The organism is uncultured Cellulomonas sp. (genome assembly GCF_947494015.1).
In the GTDB taxonomy this organism is placed as follows: Bacteria; Actinomycetota; Actinomycetes; order Actinomycetales; family Cellulomonadaceae; genus Pengzhenrongella.
Window position 1 is genome coordinate 35,073 of the sequence record NZ_CANLTL010000019.1, and the last position, 15,133, is coordinate 50,205.

Consider the following 15,133-nt stretch of genomic DNA (forward strand, 5'->3'; position numbering starts at 1 on the left):
GGCCGGCGCCCGGTGCCGCACACGCCGGCACCGTGCCGCCCGGTGAGGATAGGCGCTCGCGGCCGGCGTGTTTGAATGACCGGGTTCGCCCGGGAGTGGCGACGTGCTCAGGTCGCGCGGACGGCGCGCGCCGGGCGCCGGACCGGCCGGCAGGTCGCAGAGACGGGGTGCAGCAGTGGGGAACGCCCGGTTGCCGGCGGCGTCACCGCTGCGGCGCGGGGACCCGCTCGCCCGGCTGCGCGCCGGCGGCCCGACCGAGCTGGACGTGCTGCTCTCCGGGCCGGTCTTCTTCGACATCGTCTTCACCGACCTGCCCGCCGACCCCGCCCCGGGCACCGAGGTGTGGGCCGGCGGCATGGGGTCCTCGCCGGGCGGCATCTCCAACCTGGCGGTCGCGGCCAGCCGGCTCGGCCTGCGGACCGGCCTGGCGGCCGGGTTCGGTGACGACGTCTACGGCAACTGGTGCTGGGAGGTGCTCGGCGAGCAGGAGGGCATCGACCTGCGGTACTCCCGGCGCATCCCGGGCTGGCACTCGGCGGTCACCGTCTCGGTCGCGACCCGCGGCGACCGCAGCATGATCACCCACGGTCACCCGGACCCGTTCACGGCCGCCGACCTGCTCACCCCGCCCCCGCCGGTGCGCGCCGCGATCGTCGAGCTCGCCGCGGCGGGGAGCGGCAGCGCCCCCTGGTGGCGGTCGATGGCCGCCGCGGGCGCCCTGGTCTTCGCCGACGTGGGCTGGGACCACACCGGCGTGTGGGACCGCGCCACCCTGGACGCGCTCGCCGACTGCCACGCCTTCACGCCGAACGTGGTCGAGGCCATGGCGTACACCCGCACCGACGACGCCGCCGCGGCGCTGGACGCGCTCGCCGAGCGGGTGCCGCTCGCGGTGGTGACCTGCGGCGCCGACGGCGCGCTGGCCCAGGACGCGACGACCGGGGAACGGGTCCACGTCCCGCGCGTCGACGTCCGGGCCACCGACCCGACCGGTGCCGGTGACGTGTTCGCCGCGTCGCTGGTGGTCGGCACGCTGGCCGGCTGGCCGCTCGCGGACCGGATCGCGTTCTCCGCGCTGTGCTCGGCGCTCGCCGTGCAGCAGTTCGGCGGGTCGCTCGCCGCCCCGGGCTGGGGCGACATCGCCGACTGGTGGCACGGCGTGCGCGCCGAGCGGCGCGACACCGACCTGGTCGCGCGGTACGGCTTCCTCGACGACGTGCTGCCGACGGACCCGGTCGACGCGGTGCGCCGCGCCGAGGCCACACTGACCCTCTACAACGACCTGCCGCACACCCGAGACCCCGCGGGGCACCCCGACGTCGACCCGGCCCCGGCCGGCCCGCGCACGGTGCCCGGGCGAGAATCCCGATCGAGAAGAGGACACCCATGACCCGCACCACCTCCCGCTGGCGCGGCGCGATCGGCGTCGCCGCCGTGCTCGGCCTCGCCGCGTGCGCCCCGGGCTCGGGCAGCGTCGAGCCCGACGGCACCGACGACACCGCCGGCGCCGGGGAGATCAGCACCGACATCAGCGACGTGCAGACCACGCTGACGGTCTGGGACCAGGAGGTCCGCGGCGGGCAGAACGAGCAGATCGAGCGGCTCAACGAGGCCTTCGAGGAGCAGTACCCGGGCGTCACGATCGACCGGGTCTCGCAGTCCTTCGAGGACCTGGCCACGACGCTGCGGCTGGCGCTGACCGACGACGAGGCCCCCGACGTCGTCCAGGCCAACAACGGCCGGGGGACGATGGGCGCCTTCGTCGAGGCGGACCAGCTGCTGCCGCTGAACGAGTACGCCGAGGCCTACGGCTGGTACGAGCGCTACCCCGCGAGCGTCCTGCAGTACTCGACGTACTCCGAGGACGGCGCCGTGTTCGGCGAGGGCAACCTGTACGGCCTGCCGCAGGTCGGCGAGGTCGTGGGCGTGTTCTACAGCCGGTCCAAGCTCGACGAGCTCGGCCTGGAGGTCCCCACCACCTGGGCGGAGCTCGACGCAGCGCTCGCCGCGGCCAAGGCTGCCGGGCAGACCCCGCTGCAGCTGGGCAACATCGAGGCGTGGCCGGCCGGTCACGTGTTCGGCCCGCTCCAGGCGGAGTACACCGACCCGGCCGACATCACGGCGCTGGGCCTGGGCAACGAGGGCGCGAGCTGGACCACGCCCGAGAACGAGGCCGCGGCCGCGCACCTGGCGGGCTGGGTCGAGCAGGGCTACTTCAACGAGGGCCCCAACGGCACCGACTACGACGCCGCGTGGCAGGCGCTGGCCGCCGGCGACGGCGTCTTCCTGATCGGCGGGTCCTGGCTGGCCGCCGACCTCGAGGACGCGATGGGCGAGGACGTCGGCTTCTTCGTGCCCGCGACCGACGACGGCACGCTCGCCACCACCGGCGGCACCGGCCTGCCGTTCGCCGTCACCGCCGACACCGACGTGCCCGACGTCGCCGCCGCGTACGTCGACTTCATCACCAGCGACGAGGCGATGGAGATCATCGCCGAGACCGGCAACCTGCCGGTCAACCGGACCGGTGAGCTCGCCCCCGACGGCGGCGTGCAGAAGGACGTGTTCGAGGCGTTCGGTGAGGTGACCACGTCCGGTGCCCTGCTGCCGTACCTGGACTACGCCACGCCCACCATGGGGGACACCCTCGGGCAGTCGCTGCAGAACCTCATCGCGGGTCAGATGACGCCGGCCGAGCTGACGGAGGCTCTCGAGGCCGACTATGGCCAGTTCGTCGGCGCTGCGGGCTGACGCCGGGCTGCGGGGCGACGTCGGACGCCGCCCCGCGGCCCCGGTCCGGCGCCGGCTCGTGCCGTACGGGTTCCTGCTGCCCGCGTTCGCCTTCTACGCCGCGTTCATGCTCGTCCCGATCGCCCGCGCGGTGCAGCTGTCGGTCTACGAGTGGGACGGCCTGACCCTGGGCACGTTCGTGGGGCTGCGCAACTACGTCGCGGTGTTCACCGACCCCGCGCTGCGCGAGGCCTTCGTGCACGCGCTGGTGCTGATCTTCTTCTTCTCCGCCCTGCCGGTCGCGCTCGGGCTCGTGCTGGCGGCCGTGCTGCACCGCGGCCGGGTCCGCGGCCTGCCGTTCTTCCGCACCGTGGTCTTCCTGCCGCAGGTGGTGGCCATGGTCGTGGTCGCCGTCGCATGGCGGCAGATCTACGCCCCGGACGGCTCGCTGAACCAGGCGCTGCGCGCGGTGGGGCTCGACGCGCTCGCGCGCCCGTGGCTCGGCGACTACACCTGGTCGCTGCCGGCGGTCGGCTTCGTCGGGACGTGGGCGTCACTCGGCCTGGTGACCGTCCTGCTGCTGGCCGGCATGTCCCGCGTGCCGTCCGAGCTCTACGAGGCCGCCCGGCTGGACGGCGCGGGCGGCGTCCGGGAGTTCTTCGCGATCACGCTGCCCGCGGTGCGCGGCGAGGTCACCGTCGCCCTGACGCTGACGATCATCGCCGCGCTCAAGACGTTCGACCTGGTCTACGTGACCACCGGCGGCGGCCCGGGGACGTCCACCACGGTGCCCAGCTACGAGGTGTACCGCCGCGCGTTCGAGCTCGGTCAGGTGGGGATGGCGGCCGCCGTGGGCATCACGCTCATGGTCCTGATCTTCGGGATCAACCTCGTGGTGAACCGGGTCGGGGACCGGTCCACCACATGACCACCTCACGCGCCGAACGGTCCGCGAACTACGTGGTCCTGGTGGCGTTCGCGGCCTTCGCCCTGTGGCCCATCGGCTCGATCCTGGTGACCGCGCTGGGCCCGGAGACGGCGTCGGTCGCCCGGGAGGGCCGCGCCCTGCACTGGGAGAACTTCGCCGAGGCCTGGGTGCAGGGCAGCTTCGGGCGCTACATGGCGACGTCGGTCGTGGTGTCGGTGCTGGTCGTCGTGGTCGCCGTCGTCTGCTCGATCATGTCCGGCTACGCGCTGGGAACCATGCGGTTCCGCGGCCAGGCCGTGCTGTTCTACCTGTTCCTGCTCGGCATCATGGTCCCCACCGAGGCGATCATCGTGCCGCTCTACTTCGATCTGCGCGCCGTGGGCCTGACCAACACCGTCTGGGGCGTGGCGCTGCCGCAGATCGCCCAGTCCATCGCGTTCGGCACCTACTGGATGCGCGCGTACTTCCGCGGCAGCAACGCCTCGATCATCGAGGCCGCGCGGCTCGACGGCGCGGGCACGCACCGAATCCTGTGGCAGATCCTGGTGCCGATCGGCCGGCCCGCGATCACCACCCAGGTGCTGCTGACCTTTATGTGGACCTGGAACGAGTTCCTCATCCCGCTGGTGATGTCGCCCGCCGGCACCGTGCGCACCGCCCCGCTCGGGCTCGCGATCTTCCAGGGCCAGTACGTGCAGGGCACGACCCTGCTGGCCGCGGCCGCGGTGCTGGTCGCGCTGCCGGTCGTCGTGGTGTACCTGGTGCTCCAGCGTCACTTCATCAAGGGGATGATCGACGGCGCCGTCCGGGAGTGAGGCCGCCGCGCGGTGGTGGCTCAGCGGTCGCTCTCGGCGGGGTCCGGTCCGGCGGCACGCCACTGCTGCAGCCGCTCCCGGCTGCGCACCACGCGCAGCAACGTGGTGAGCACGAGGCCGCCGACCAGGTTCCCCGCGACCACCAGCCCGAACCACGGCAGCCAGGTCCCGTAGGAGATCCCGGGCTCGCCGGCGTGGATCGCGACGAAGATGATCAGGGTGTCCAGCACCGAGTGCAGCAGCCCGGTGCCGACGATCACGAAGGCGATGGCCACGGCGGCGACGATCTTGGCGACGTCGTTCTCGGTGCCCTGCTGCATGCGGGTCAGCAGGGTGATGGCGCCGCCGGCCAGGATGGCCAGGACGAACGCGCGACCGTCGAGCGCGGCCGTGTACTCGCGCGCGGAGGTCCCGGCCGCCTCGTGCAGGTCGGGCAGCCCGACGGCGATCAGCCAGGCCAGCAGCCAGCCACCGACCAGGTTGCCCACGAGCGTCCCGCCCCACAGCCGCAGCAGCTGGCCGACCGTGGCCTCCTTCGCGGCGACGACCATGACGGGGATGTGGAAACCCTCGGTGAACAGCTCGCTGTGGCCCAGGCGCAACGCGATCAGGCCGATCGAGAAGGCCAGCGCGGCCAGCAGGCGGCTGCCCGTCAGGTGCTCCACCGTGAGCAGCGCGAGCACTCCGAACCCCACCTCGACGCCCGCCACGGCGCCGGTCGCAAGCAGGTCCGGGGTGCTGCGGTGCAGCCGCGGGATGCCCTCGAGGATCACCCGGTCCAGGGCGGTGTCCTTCTCTTCGGTGCTCTCCGCGTCGTCCTCGCGGCTCGAGGGCCGGTCCTCGCTCCGGTCCTGTGTGCTCACGCCGTCCCCCTCCAGCCTTGCCGGGGCGGCTGTCGCTGCCGCTGCGGACACCCCACCACGCCGGGGCGGCCGGCGCGCGGCAGCCCGGTGGGCGGTGTGCGGGCCGGGCAGGTGCGTCGCTGGGCGCGGGGGCGCGGACCGTGTGACGCTGACGCTCGTCGACGAGCGCCACCGACTCACGACACGCACGCCCACGACACGCACGCCCACGACAGGCAAGGCGGCTCCCATGCACGCGATGGTCTACCGCGGCCCCGGCAAGATCCGGGTCGAGGAGGGGGACGTCCCACGGATCGAGCACCCGAACGACGCGATCGTGCGGGTCACGATGGCGGCGATCTGCGGCTCCGACCTGCACCTGTACCACGGGCTGCTGCCCGACACCCGGGTCGGCCACACGTTCGGCCACGAGTTCATCGGCGTCGTGCACGAGGTCGGCTCGTCGGTCCAGAACCCCAAGGTCGGGGACCGGGTGATGGTGCCGTTCAACATGATGAACCAGGCCCCGGGAAGCGTCAGTGGCCGCGGCTGTTCGAGCACTTCCGCAACGGCTACCTCACGCCGAGCGACATCGTCACCCACCGGATCCCGCTCGAGCACATCGCCGAGGGCTACCACCCCTTCTCGTCGAAGCTCGACGGGTGCATCAAGCCGATCATCGTCCCGGACGCGGGCTGAGGAGGAGACGACCATGGCCGACACCGCCGACAAGCCGGCCCTGCCCGAGACGGCCGCGCAGCTGCGTGGCCGCATCCCGGGGTGGGGAGCGGACCTGGACCCCGCGGTCCGGCCCGCCGTCCCGCGCGAGGTCCTCGACCCCTCGGCCAGCGGCGCGCACTGGACCTTCCCGGAGCGCCAGCCCGAGCTCGTCCCGCGCGAGCGGTCGATCGAGCACGGCCGGCTCACCCCGGTGTTCGGCACCTCGGCGCCGCTGCACGGCGCCTCCGGGGCGATCCGCCGCTACGCCTACCGCCGGTTCAGCGAGGCCCGCGCGGCCCACTGGCTGCTGCTCGTCGCGACCGACCGGGCCGACGCCGCGGAGAGCCACCTCACCTCGTTCGCCACCCGTCGCCCGGCCGCCCCGGTCACCGAGACCGGCGTCCCGAGCGAGGCGAGCCATCACCCCGTGCGGTCGCGCGCCGGGCGCGTCGACGTGCGCCACCACGCCCTGGACCCGGTGCTCGTGGCCGGCCCGTGGGTGGTGGCGGGGTCGGTCGCCGCCCTGGCGGTCCGCGGCGCCGTCCGCCGGTCGCGGGGCTGACCGTGACCGGCGAGGCGCGCAGCATCCCGGCCGCGCTGGACGCCGTGACCGGGTACTGGCAGCCCTACCGGCTGACCAGCGTCAACGACTACGACGTCAAGGTGGTCAAGCTCCGCGGCGAGTTCGTGTGGCACACCCACCCGGACACCGACGAGCTGTTCCTGGTGCACGCCGGCCACCTCGTCATCCAGCTGCGCGACGGCGACGTCACGCTCGGCCCCGGTGACGTCTACGTAGTGCCGGCGGGTGTGGAGCACTGCCCCCGCGCCGACGAGGAGGTCGCCGCCGTCCTCGTCGAGCCCCGGGGCACCGTCAACACCGGCGACGCCGGCGGTGACCTCACCGCGGTGGTGCGCGAGCTGGAGGAACGTCGCGGGCCACCGGGCTGACGGGTCGCTCTCGCCGGGCGGGTGCGGTGCCCGTCGGCCATGCTGGACCGGTGCCACCCGCGACGGGACACGCACACCCGCCCGTCGCCCGAGTCAACGTAGGGAGAGGTCATGACGACGACAGTCGAGAAGACGATCCTGGTGAACGTTCCGGTCAGCGTCGCGTACAACCAGTGGACCCAGTTCGAGGAGTTCCCCCACTTCATGGGTGGGGTCACGAAGGTCACCCAGGAGACCGACGACCGTCTGCACTGGGTCGCCGAGATCGCCGGCGTCAAGCGCCAGTGGGAGGCCAAGATCCTCGAGCAGGTGCCCGACCACAAGGTGGCCTGGGCAGCGACCGAGGGGGCCACCAACGCGGGCGCCGTGACCTTCGAGGACCTCGGCGGCGGCCAGTGCCGCGTGCACCTGCACCTCGAGTACGAGCCCGAGGGCCTCGTCGAGAAGGTCGGCGACAAGCTCAACATCGTGGAGAACCAGGCCGAAGGTGACCTGGAGCGCTTCAAGGCGTTCATCGAGGACGAGGGCTACGCCAGCGGTGCCTGGCGCGGCACCCTCAACGCCGGTGCCGGCGTCGACGCCGGGGTCGAGCACGCCTCGGCCTCGCGCGGCAGCTCGGGCAAGGCCGGCATCTCCGGTACCGCTGCGGCTGTCGGGGTCGGCGTCGCGGCCGCGGCGACCGCCGCCGCGCTGGCCGGCAAGAAGCACGCGGAGAACGACACCGAGGTCCAGACCGTGGACACCACCCCGGCGCCGGTCGCCCAGCCGGTCGCCAGCACCCCGGCGACCAGCACGCCGGCCGCCAGCACCCCGCCGGTCACCGGCGCGGTGCCCGACCCGGTCGAGCCGGTCCGGCTCGAGGACGACCGCGAGGAGCAGCCGGGCACCGGCGGCTCGCCGGCGAACCCGGTGGTCGAGGACCCGGCTGGCCCGGACCCGGTGCTCGGTCTGGGCGGCGACGACGACCGCGACCGCCGCGCCTGAGGGCGCGCGACCCCGCTGACCGGCTCGCCGGTCGGTCGGGGAGCTCGGCAGTGACCTGGGCAGTCACCGGAGGGGAGTGGCCACGGCCGCTCCCCTCCGGCACGCCCGGGAGGGCCGCCGGGCGCGCCGGCACCGGCACGCGGACCGCTACGCCGGGCCGGTCCCGCGCAGCACGAGCAGCGCGACGTCGTCGTCGTGGCTGTCCGGTCCCAGGTCGCGCAGGATGCGCTCGGCGACGTCCTCCGCCGGCGCGTCGCCCGCGGCCTGCACCGTCCGGACCAGCCGGGCGATGCCCTCGTCGAGCCCGGCGTCGCGCCGCTCCACCAGGCCGTCGGTGTACAGCACGAGCGTGCTGCCCGGCGGCAGGTCGGTCACCGTCTCGGTCCGCAGGCATCCCGGGTCCCAGCCGAGCAGCAGGTCCGCGTCGCCGGCGGGCTCGAGGACACGGACCTCGCCGTCCGCGGTGCGCAGCACCGGCGGCAGATGGCCGGCGTTGGACCAGCGCAGGCGGTGCACCGGCACGTCGGCACCCGGGACCTGCTCGACCCGGGCCAGCACCGCGGTCGCGAGCGTGTCCAGGCCGAGCCCGCGCATCGCGCCGTCGAGCCGGCTGAGCAGCTCGGCGGGGCTGTCGTCGCTGTCGTAGGCCATCCCGCGCACGAGGTTGCGCAGCTGACCCATGAGGGCCGCCGCGGTGCGGTCGTGTCCGTTGACGTCGCCGACGACCAGGACGGTCCCGCCGGAAGAGGTCGCGAACGCGTCGTACCAGTCGCCGCCGATGTGCGCCTTCGCGGCGGCGGGCTGGTACCGCACGGCGATCTCCAGGGTGTCCGAGCGCGTGGGCTGGGTGAGCAGGCTGCGCTGCAGGGTCTCGGACAGCTGCTGGGCCTCGGCGGCGGCGGCGCGCTGCGCCTCGGTCGCCCAGATCCGCTCGAGCGCGAGCGCGAGCTGCGCGGCGAAGCCGTCGAGCAGCTCGAGCTCGTCGGCGGCCGGCGCGTGCTCCTCGGCCCAGGCGACCGCGAGCGAGCCGATCAGCTTGTCACCCACACGCAACGGCAGCAGCGCCCAGCCGAGCCGGCGGGTGTTCTCGTAGGTCTCTGCCATCACCGGGTGGAACCGCAGGCCCGAGTCCCGGGTGGGCAGGATGAGCCGCTGACCCGTACGGGCCACCCAGCAGGCCGGCAGCGGGCTGTCGTAGGGCAGCCGCTGGTAGGCGTCCATCGCGGCTTCGGGCAGGGCGGCGCTCATGGAGACCTGCCAGCCGCCGTCGGGGTGCGGGGTCACGACGGCGCCGCCGTCCGCGCCGAGCACCTTCATCCCCTGCCCGACGACGATCTGCTCGACCTCGGCCAGCGTCTCCGCGGACGTCAGGAGCAGCGCGACGTGCGCGAGGCTGGCCAGCTGGCGGGCCGCCACGTCGCGGTCGCGCAGCGCGGCCTGGACCTCCTCGGCGCGCGCGAACAGGTCGGCCTCGACCTCGTCGATCCGCCGCCGCCACTCGCGTCCGCGTTCCCGGTCGGCCTCGGTCCGCTGGCGCTCGCGGACGAAGTCGGTCACGTCCTCCGCCCGCTGCACGACGAGCACGGTGCGGCCCTCGCGGTCCGGCACCGGCACGCTGATCAGCGACCAGAACCGCTCCACCGTGCCGCCGTGCACGAGGTCCGGGATGTCGTACCGCTGGACTGGCATCGCGTCGAGCCGGCCCGTGTCCCGGGCCCGCTCGAAGGACCGCTGCACCCGCGACACCCCGGTGTGGTCCAGGGCGTCGTCGGACGGCGGGAAGGCCTCGAACACCGGCTGCCCGACGATCTCCTCCCGCGTCCGGCCGACGCTGGCCAGGTAGGCGTCGTTGGCGTCGACCACGACGAAGTCCGGGGTCATCACCAGGTACCCGGTCGGCAGCAGCCGGAACAGCCCGAGGTAGTCGACGGTCGGCAGCCTGCCCGTGGTGGGGGTCATCGCGCGGTGCCCGGCGCGGTGGACCCGGTCGCGTCGTGCGTTTGCCCGGGGCCCAGCGCGGGCCATGCCACCGGTGCGCCGCCCGCGAGCTGCGCCGCGACCTGCCCGCACGCCCAGTCCCGGACCGCGACGACCCGGGGGCGCCCCGGACGGGCCAGCAGCTCACCGGCGCCGGCCAGCGCCTCGGCGGCGTCAAGCGCCTGCTGCAGCGCCATGAAGTCGCCGGCCGCCCCGGCGCGCACGACCAGCGTCAGGTCCACCGTGGACGCGGGGTCCGCGCGGTCCGCGGGGTCGTCGGCGACGGCTGGCTCGGCGCCGTCCGCCGGGCGGGCGACCGTCGTGGCGACCGTGGTGGCGATCGCTGTGGCGACGGCCGCGGACAGGACCGAGCGGGCGCGGTCCGCACCGACGAGGTCGAGCCGGTCGTCCGGGTGGCGCGTGACGTGCAGGACCAGCTCACGCAGCAGGGCGTCGTGGTGCTCGGCGGCTGCGAGCCACAGCGACGCCGGCAGGCCGCTCAGCAGCACGGGCTGGTCGAGCCCGTCGGGCGTGGCGTCGCGGCCCGGTGCGTCGTCGAGCCCGCCGGGCGGCTCCGACGGACCCGCCGCGCGCGCGTCGTCGGGCGCGGTGATGGCAGGCCCGGCGTCGTCGCGCGCGGTGGGGGCGGGCGCGGTGGTCTCGGGCGCGGTGACGGCGGGCGCGGTGCTCTCAGGCGCGGTGCTGTCGGACGCGGTGGTCTCGGGCGCGGTGCTGTCGGACGCGACGGCCTGGCGAGCGCCGGGCAGGTCCCAGTCGGCGGCTCCCCAGGCGCGCAGCAGCTCCTGCTCGGTGTCGTCCCGCTGCCCACCGCCGACGGTGAACCACACGGTCTTGCCGGTCGGTCCCACGTCCGTGACCCCGTAGGCGTCGGTGACCGCGGCGACCAGCGCGAGGCCTCGACCGGTGGTCGCCTGCGCGTCGTAGTGGGGGTGCCGCGGCAGGGAGGCGTTGCCGTCGTGGACGGCCACCCGCACGGAGTCGACCACGTCGACCGTCACCTCGATGGCGGTGTGCGCGTGCAGGACGGCGTTCGTCACGAGCTCGGTGCAGGCGAGCTCGGCGGCGTCCAGGCAGTCCAGCCGGTCCGCCTCGGTGAGCACCCGGCGCAGCACCTGGCGCGCCTGCGCCGGGCTCGCCGGGTCGGCCGGCAGCACCACGGCGAGGTGGCCGCGTGAGCGCTGCGCGCAGCAGGACGCGCGGGCCGGACCGGGGTCGCTCATCGGTGCACTGCCCCCGCCCTCGTCGTCGCCGCCCGTCCCACACGGGCCAACGTAACCGAGGACGCCGGCCCGGACCCGTCGGGTCACCCTGCTGCACCAGCGCGCCCGTCCCGCCGCCGCTGGCCGTGCCGACCGGACGGGTTCGGCGCATCATGGCGGGGACCCGTCCCGACCCCCTGACCCCGCCCGCGGAGGAGATCACCATGGCCGACGACGACCTGAGCACCGGCGACCACGTCACCTGGAAGAGCCACGGCGGCACCGCCGAGGGCACGGTCGAGAAGAAGATCACCGCGGACACCGAGGCCGCCGGCCGCACCGTGCGGGCCTCGCCGGACGAGCCGCAGTACCTGGTCAAGAGCGACAAGAGCGGCGGTGAGGCCGTGCACAAGCCGACCGCGCTGGACGAGCAGTGAGCAGCGGCACCGACCCGGCCGTCGCCGGCGTGTGGGACGACTGGTCGGCCGCGGTCACCATGACCCCCGCCGCGCTCGAGCGGTGGCTGGCCACCGACGAGTCGCGGTCCGTCGGCGACACGTCCGGCGACGGGGAGTCCACCGGGCACGCGTCCGGTCGCCGCATCGTGGACCTGCTGCGCACCAACAAGACCGACCTCACCGCCGACGACGCCGATCACATGCGGACCGTCGTCGGGTACGTGCACCGTCACCTCGCGCAGCGCCCCGACGGGGACGTCACCGAGACCCGGTGGCGGTACTCGCTGATGAACTGGGGCCACGACCCCCTCGCGGACGACTGACGGCCGGGCACGGGAGCGGGTCAGGCGGACACGGACGGCGACCAGCCCCGTTCGCTCCGAGGTGACGCACCGGGCACCGCGAGCCCTCGACGCACGCGCCGGGCGGGGTGAGGATGGAGTCATGTCCACGACATCGCGTCCCGCTCTGCGCTGGGCGGTGCCCGCAGGGGTGACCGCCCTCGTCCTCTCCGGTGCCGTCCTCGGGCCCGCGCTGAGCGCGTCCGCCGAGGTCGAGCTGCCCGAGCGCACCCCCGAGCAGCTGCTCACCGACCTGCAGACCGCGGACGTCGACGCCTTCTCCGGCACGGTCGCGCACCACGCCGACCTCGGGCTGCCGTCGCTGCCGTCCGGGATGGGCGGCGGTGAGCACAGCACCGACGCCGCCTCGCTGCTGGACGGCTCGCACGACCTGCGGGTGTGGGCCGCCGGGAACTCCGCCCGGGTGTCCCTGCACGGGGAGATGGGCGAGCTCACCGTCGTGACCGACGGCGAGGACCTGTGGACGTGGTCCAGCGACGAGCAGACCGCGACCCACGCGGACCTTCCCGCGCACGACCCTGCCGCGGCTGCCGCGGCTGCCGAGGCCCGTGCCGCGATGCCCACCGCGACGCCGGAGGCCGTGACGGACGCCGTCCTGCAGGCGCTCGACCCGACGACCACCGTGACCAGCGGACCGAACGTCACGGTCGCCGGACGCCCGGCGTACGTCCTGGTCCTCGAGCCCGCGGAGCCCGGATCGCTGGTCGGCAGCGTCCGGGTCGCCGTCGACGCGGGCGAGCTCGTCCCCACCCGCGTGCAGGTCTTCCCGGCCGGCTCGTCGACCCCGGCGCTCGACGTCGGCTTCACCAGCCTGAGCTTCGAGACGCCCGACGCCGACCTGTTCAGCTTCACCCCGCCCCCCGGCGCGACCGTCGAGGAGCGGACCTCCGACGGCCACGGCATGCTCCCCGGCGACCTGCCGTCCGGCCTGGCCGGGAACGCCGACGTCCCGGGCGACGTGTGGAGCTACGCCGCGCGCGTGGGCACCGGCTGGTCGACCGTCCTGGTCGGCCGCGTGCCGGCCGGGGCGCTGGCTGCCGCCGAGGGCGACGCCGCCGCCTTCCTGGGCGCCCTGCCGCGGGTGAGCGGCGACTGGGGCAGCGGCCGCCTGCTCACCTCGCGCCTGTTCTCGGCGCTCGTGACCGACGACGGCCGCGTCCTGGTGGGCGCCGTCGACGGTGACACGCTGACGGCCGCGGCGGCGGACCCCGCCGCGGACCTGGGCTGAGGCCCGGACCGCACGGCCCCGGGACGAGCAGCACCCCCGTGACCGGCCCGGCGGCCGTCACCCCGCCCCCCGGCCGTGATGACGCCGGCGACCCCGACGGGTCTGCGCTCGCGCCCGGACCCGCGCCCCGGGACGACGCGGGCGCCGGTCTGGCGATCTCCTCGACCGGCCTGACCAAGCGCTTCCGCTCCGGGCAGGTCGCCGTCGACGGCGTCGACCTCGCGGTGCCGGTCGGGTCCGTCTACGGCTTCCTGGGACCCAACGGCTCGGGCAAGACGACGAGCATCCGGATGCTGCTCGGGCTGCTGCGACCCACCGCCGGCAGCCACCGGCTGCTGGGGGAGCCCATGCCGGACCGCGCGGCGCAGGTCCTGCCCCGCGTCGGTGCACTCGTCGAGGGCCCGGCCTTCCACCCGTACCTGTCCGGGGTGGACAACCTGCGGCGGACCGACGCCGCCGACCGCACGGTGGACCCCGCGACCGCCCGCGACCGGATCGACCGTGCCCTGGACCGGGTGGGTCTGGCCAGCGCCGCGGGCAAGCGGTACCGGCACTACTCGCTCGGCATGCGCCAGCGGCTCGGTCTGGCCGCCACCCTGCTGCGGCCCCGCGACCTGCTCGTCCTCGACGAGCCGACCAACGGCCTGGACCCCCAGGGCACCCGTGAGGTCCGCTCGCTGCTGCTCGAGCTCGCAGCGGCCGGCACCACCGTGGTGCTGTCCACGCACCTGCTGTCCGAGGTGCAGCAGGTGTGCTCGCACGTCGGGGTCATGCACCGCGGGCGGCTCGTCGCGCAGGGGCCGCTGGACGAGCTCGGCGCCCGGTCGGCGGCCCGCGCCGCCGTGGTCTCGCCGCGGCCCGACGACGCCGCGGCCGTCCTGACCCGGCTGGGGCTGGCCGGGATCCGCCACGACGGCGACGCCGTGACGGCGTCGCTCGGCGACGTGGAGCCCGAGGCCGTGGTGGCCGCCCTGGTGCACGCCGGGGTGCCGGTCCGCGGGTTCCGCGTGCTGACCGCCGATCTGGAGGAGATGTTCGTGGAGCTGACCGGGCAGGGCTTCGATGTCAGCGCCTGAGGCCACCGTCCGGGCCGGGGTGTCGACACGGTTCCTGCGCTCGGAGCTGTGGCTGGTGTACGGCCGCCGGCGCAATTGGGTCGGCGCGCTCGTGCTGGCGAGCGTCCCGGTGATCCTCGCGGTCGCCGTCCGGCTCTCCTCCTCGGGCGCGCAGGGCGGACCGGGGTTCCTGGACCTCATCACCAGCAACGGCCTGTTCGTCGCCCTCGCCGCCCTCACGCTGGAGCTGCCGCTGTTCCTGCCGGTCGCGGTGGCCACGATCGCCGGGGACGCCGTCGCCGGCGAGGCGAACCTCGGCACGCTGCGCTACCTCATCGTCACGCCCGTGGACCGCACCCGGCTGCTCGCGGTGAAGTTCGCGGCCATGGTGGTGTTCACGATCTCGGCGACCGTGCTGGTCGCGGGCGTGGGCGTGCTGCTGGGTCTGGCGCTGTTCGGAGGCGGCCCGCTGCCCACCCTCTCGGGCACGACACTGAGCTTCGCCGAGGGGCTCGGCCGGCTCGCGTTGATCTGCGGGTACATCAGCCTGTGCCTGGTCGCGCTCGGCGCCATCGGACTGTTCGTCTCCACGCTCACCGAGCAGCCCATCGGGGCGACCATCACCGTGCTCGTGCTGACCCTCGCGAGCCAGATCATGGACGCCATCCCGCAGCTGTCCGCGATCCACGAGTACCTGCCCACGCACTACTGGCTCGCGTTCGGGGACCTGCTCCGCGACCCCATCGCCACCGAGGGGTTGCGACCTGGCATCCTGTCGGCGCTCGCCTACGTCGCGGTGTTCACCACCGCGGCGTGGGCGCGGCTGACCACGCGGGACATCAGCTCCTGACGGCTGCAGCACC

The 15,133-nt window shown here is 74.6% G+C and carries 15 protein-coding genes and 1 pseudogene; 13 read left to right on the top strand and 3 right to left on the bottom strand.

Translation table 11 applies throughout. From position 1 onward, the window contains the following. The first annotated feature begins 208 nt into the window (after positions 1 to 208). From Q0840_RS17395 to Q0840_RS17410, 4 genes are read left to right on the top strand one after another with little or no spacing between them, the layout of a single operon-like run. A complete protein-coding gene (locus tag Q0840_RS17395; RefSeq protein ID WP_298462004.1) occupies positions 209 to 1,390 on the top strand; it encodes a PfkB family carbohydrate kinase in 1,182 nt (393 codons plus the stop codon). Continuing rightward, positions 1,387 to 2,751 carry an ABC transporter substrate-binding protein gene (locus Q0840_RS17400; RefSeq protein WP_298461941.1) on the top strand — a complete coding sequence of 455 codons (1,365 nt, stop codon included), beginning with the start codon at positions 1,387 to 1,389 and terminating at the stop codon, positions 2,749 to 2,751. Before Q0840_RS17395 ends, Q0840_RS17400 begins: the two co-directional genes overlap by 4 nt. Continuing rightward, complete coding sequence (locus Q0840_RS17405) at positions 2,723 to 3,658, top strand: carbohydrate ABC transporter permease (RefSeq protein ID WP_298461944.1); 936 nt, start codon at positions 2,723 to 2,725, stop codon at positions 3,656 to 3,658. The genes Q0840_RS17400 and Q0840_RS17405 overlap by 29 nt, the downstream gene beginning before the upstream one ends. Continuing rightward, positions 3,655 to 4,473 carry a carbohydrate ABC transporter permease gene (locus Q0840_RS17410; protein ID WP_298461948.1) on the top strand — a complete coding sequence of 273 codons (819 nt, stop codon included), beginning with the start codon at positions 3,655 to 3,657 and terminating at the stop codon, positions 4,471 to 4,473. The genes Q0840_RS17405 and Q0840_RS17410 overlap by 4 nt, the downstream gene beginning before the upstream one ends. A gap of 20 nt (positions 4,474 to 4,493) precedes the next feature. On the opposite strand, the gene Q0840_RS17415 is transcribed toward Q0840_RS17410, so the two are convergent. Beyond that, positions 4,494 to 5,336, bottom strand: coding sequence for a formate/nitrite transporter family protein (locus Q0840_RS17415; RefSeq protein ID WP_298461950.1), 843 nt, complete (start codon positions 5,334 to 5,336; stop codon positions 4,494 to 4,496). Positions 5,337 to 5,664: 328 nt separating this feature from the next. Here Q0840_RS17415 and Q0840_RS17420 point away from each other — a divergent pair. The 4 genes and pseudogenes from Q0840_RS17420 to Q0840_RS17435 all read left to right on the top strand — a co-directional run. Beyond that, a pseudogene (locus tag Q0840_RS17420) lies at positions 5,665 to 5,772 on the top strand (alcohol dehydrogenase catalytic domain-containing protein); the annotation flags it as partial. A gap of 255 nt (positions 5,773 to 6,027) precedes the next feature. Beyond that, the gene (locus Q0840_RS17425; protein WP_298462007.1) at positions 6,028 to 6,597 is read left to right on the top strand and encodes a hypothetical protein; all 570 of its coding nucleotides are present in this window, start codon (positions 6,028 to 6,030) and stop codon (positions 6,595 to 6,597) included. A gap of 2 nt (positions 6,598 to 6,599) precedes the next feature. After that, a complete protein-coding gene (locus Q0840_RS17430; RefSeq protein WP_298461951.1) occupies positions 6,600 to 6,986 on the top strand; it encodes a cupin domain-containing protein in 387 nt (128 codons plus the stop codon). A gap of 111 nt (positions 6,987 to 7,097) precedes the next feature. Next, positions 7,098 to 7,970, top strand: a complete 873-nt coding sequence (locus Q0840_RS17435) for an SRPBCC family protein (protein WP_298461954.1) — start codon at positions 7,098 to 7,100, stop codon at positions 7,968 to 7,970. A gap of 147 nt (positions 7,971 to 8,117) precedes the next feature. Here the strand turns inward: Q0840_RS17435 and Q0840_RS17440 are convergent, their stop codons facing one another. Together Q0840_RS17440 and Q0840_RS17445 are read right to left on the bottom strand one after the other, a co-directional pair. Further along, positions 8,118 to 9,929 (bottom strand): SpoIIE family protein phosphatase, encoded by a 1,812-nt coding sequence (locus tag Q0840_RS17440; protein WP_298461958.1) that lies wholly within the window; start codon positions 9,927 to 9,929, stop codon positions 8,118 to 8,120. After that, complete coding sequence (locus Q0840_RS17445) at positions 9,926 to 11,188, bottom strand: ATP-binding protein (protein ID WP_298461961.1); 1,263 nt, start codon at positions 11,186 to 11,188, stop codon at positions 9,926 to 9,928. The genes Q0840_RS17440 and Q0840_RS17445 overlap by 4 nt, the downstream gene beginning before the upstream one ends. 203 nt (positions 11,189 to 11,391) lie before the next feature. Between Q0840_RS17445 and Q0840_RS17450 the strand changes: the two genes are divergently transcribed. From Q0840_RS17450 to Q0840_RS17470, 5 genes are all read left to right on the top strand, one after another. After that, complete coding sequence (locus Q0840_RS17450) at positions 11,392 to 11,604, top strand: DUF2945 domain-containing protein (RefSeq protein ID WP_298461964.1); 213 nt, start codon at positions 11,392 to 11,394, stop codon at positions 11,602 to 11,604. Further along, positions 11,601 to 11,948, top strand: a complete 348-nt coding sequence (locus tag Q0840_RS17455) for a DUF3140 domain-containing protein (protein ID WP_298461966.1) — start codon at positions 11,601 to 11,603, stop codon at positions 11,946 to 11,948. The genes Q0840_RS17450 and Q0840_RS17455 overlap by 4 nt, the downstream gene beginning before the upstream one ends. Before the next feature lie 121 nt (positions 11,949 to 12,069). Next, a complete protein-coding gene (locus Q0840_RS17460) occupies positions 12,070 to 13,215 on the top strand; it encodes a hypothetical protein (RefSeq protein ID WP_298461968.1) in 1,146 nt (381 codons plus the stop codon). Positions 13,216 to 13,364: 149 nt separating this feature from the next. Then, positions 13,365 to 14,291: an ABC transporter ATP-binding protein gene (locus Q0840_RS17465; RefSeq protein WP_298462009.1), complete on the top strand. Its 927-nt coding sequence runs from the start codon at positions 13,365 to 13,367 to the stop codon at positions 14,289 to 14,291. Next, positions 14,278 to 15,120, top strand: a complete 843-nt coding sequence (locus Q0840_RS17470) for an ABC transporter permease (protein ID WP_298461971.1) — start codon at positions 14,278 to 14,280, stop codon at positions 15,118 to 15,120. Before Q0840_RS17465 ends, Q0840_RS17470 begins: the two co-directional genes overlap by 14 nt. The last annotated feature ends 13 nt before the right edge of the window (positions 15,121 to 15,133 follow it).

What these genes read in the sequence shown, in the direction of transcription:
- Q0840_RS17400 (WP_298461941.1), top strand. Translation starts at nt 1,387, where the DNA reads ATGACCCGCACCACCTCCCGCTGGCGCGGCGCGATCGGCGTCGCCGCC.
- Q0840_RS17405 (WP_298461944.1), top strand. Translation starts at nt 2,723, where the DNA reads ATGGCCAGTTCGTCGGCGCTGCGGGCTGACGCCGGGCTGCGGGGCGAC.
- Q0840_RS17410 (WP_298461948.1), top strand. Translation starts at nt 3,655, where the DNA reads ATGACCACCTCACGCGCCGAACGGTCCGCGAACTACGTGGTCCTGGTG.
- Q0840_RS17425 (WP_298462007.1), top strand. Translation starts at nt 6,028, where the DNA reads ATGGCCGACACCGCCGACAAGCCGGCCCTGCCCGAGACGGCCGCGCAG.
- Q0840_RS17435 (WP_298461954.1), top strand. Translation starts at nt 7,098, where the DNA reads ATGACGACGACAGTCGAGAAGACGATCCTGGTGAACGTTCCGGTCAGC.
- Q0840_RS17440 (WP_298461958.1), bottom strand. Translation starts at nt 9,929, where the DNA reads ATGACCCCCACCACGGGCAGGCTGCCGACCGTCGACTACCTCGGGCTG.
- Q0840_RS17445 (WP_298461961.1), bottom strand. Translation starts at nt 11,188, where the DNA reads ATGAGCGACCCCGGTCCGGCCCGCGCGTCCTGCTGCGCGCAGCGCTCA.
- Q0840_RS17450 (WP_298461964.1), top strand. Translation starts at nt 11,392, where the DNA reads ATGGCCGACGACGACCTGAGCACCGGCGACCACGTCACCTGGAAGAGC.
- Q0840_RS17460 (WP_298461968.1), top strand. Translation starts at nt 12,070, where the DNA reads ATGTCCACGACATCGCGTCCCGCTCTGCGCTGGGCGGTGCCCGCAGGG.
- Q0840_RS17470 (WP_298461971.1), top strand. Translation starts at nt 14,278, where the DNA reads ATGTCAGCGCCTGAGGCCACCGTCCGGGCCGGGGTGTCGACACGGTTC.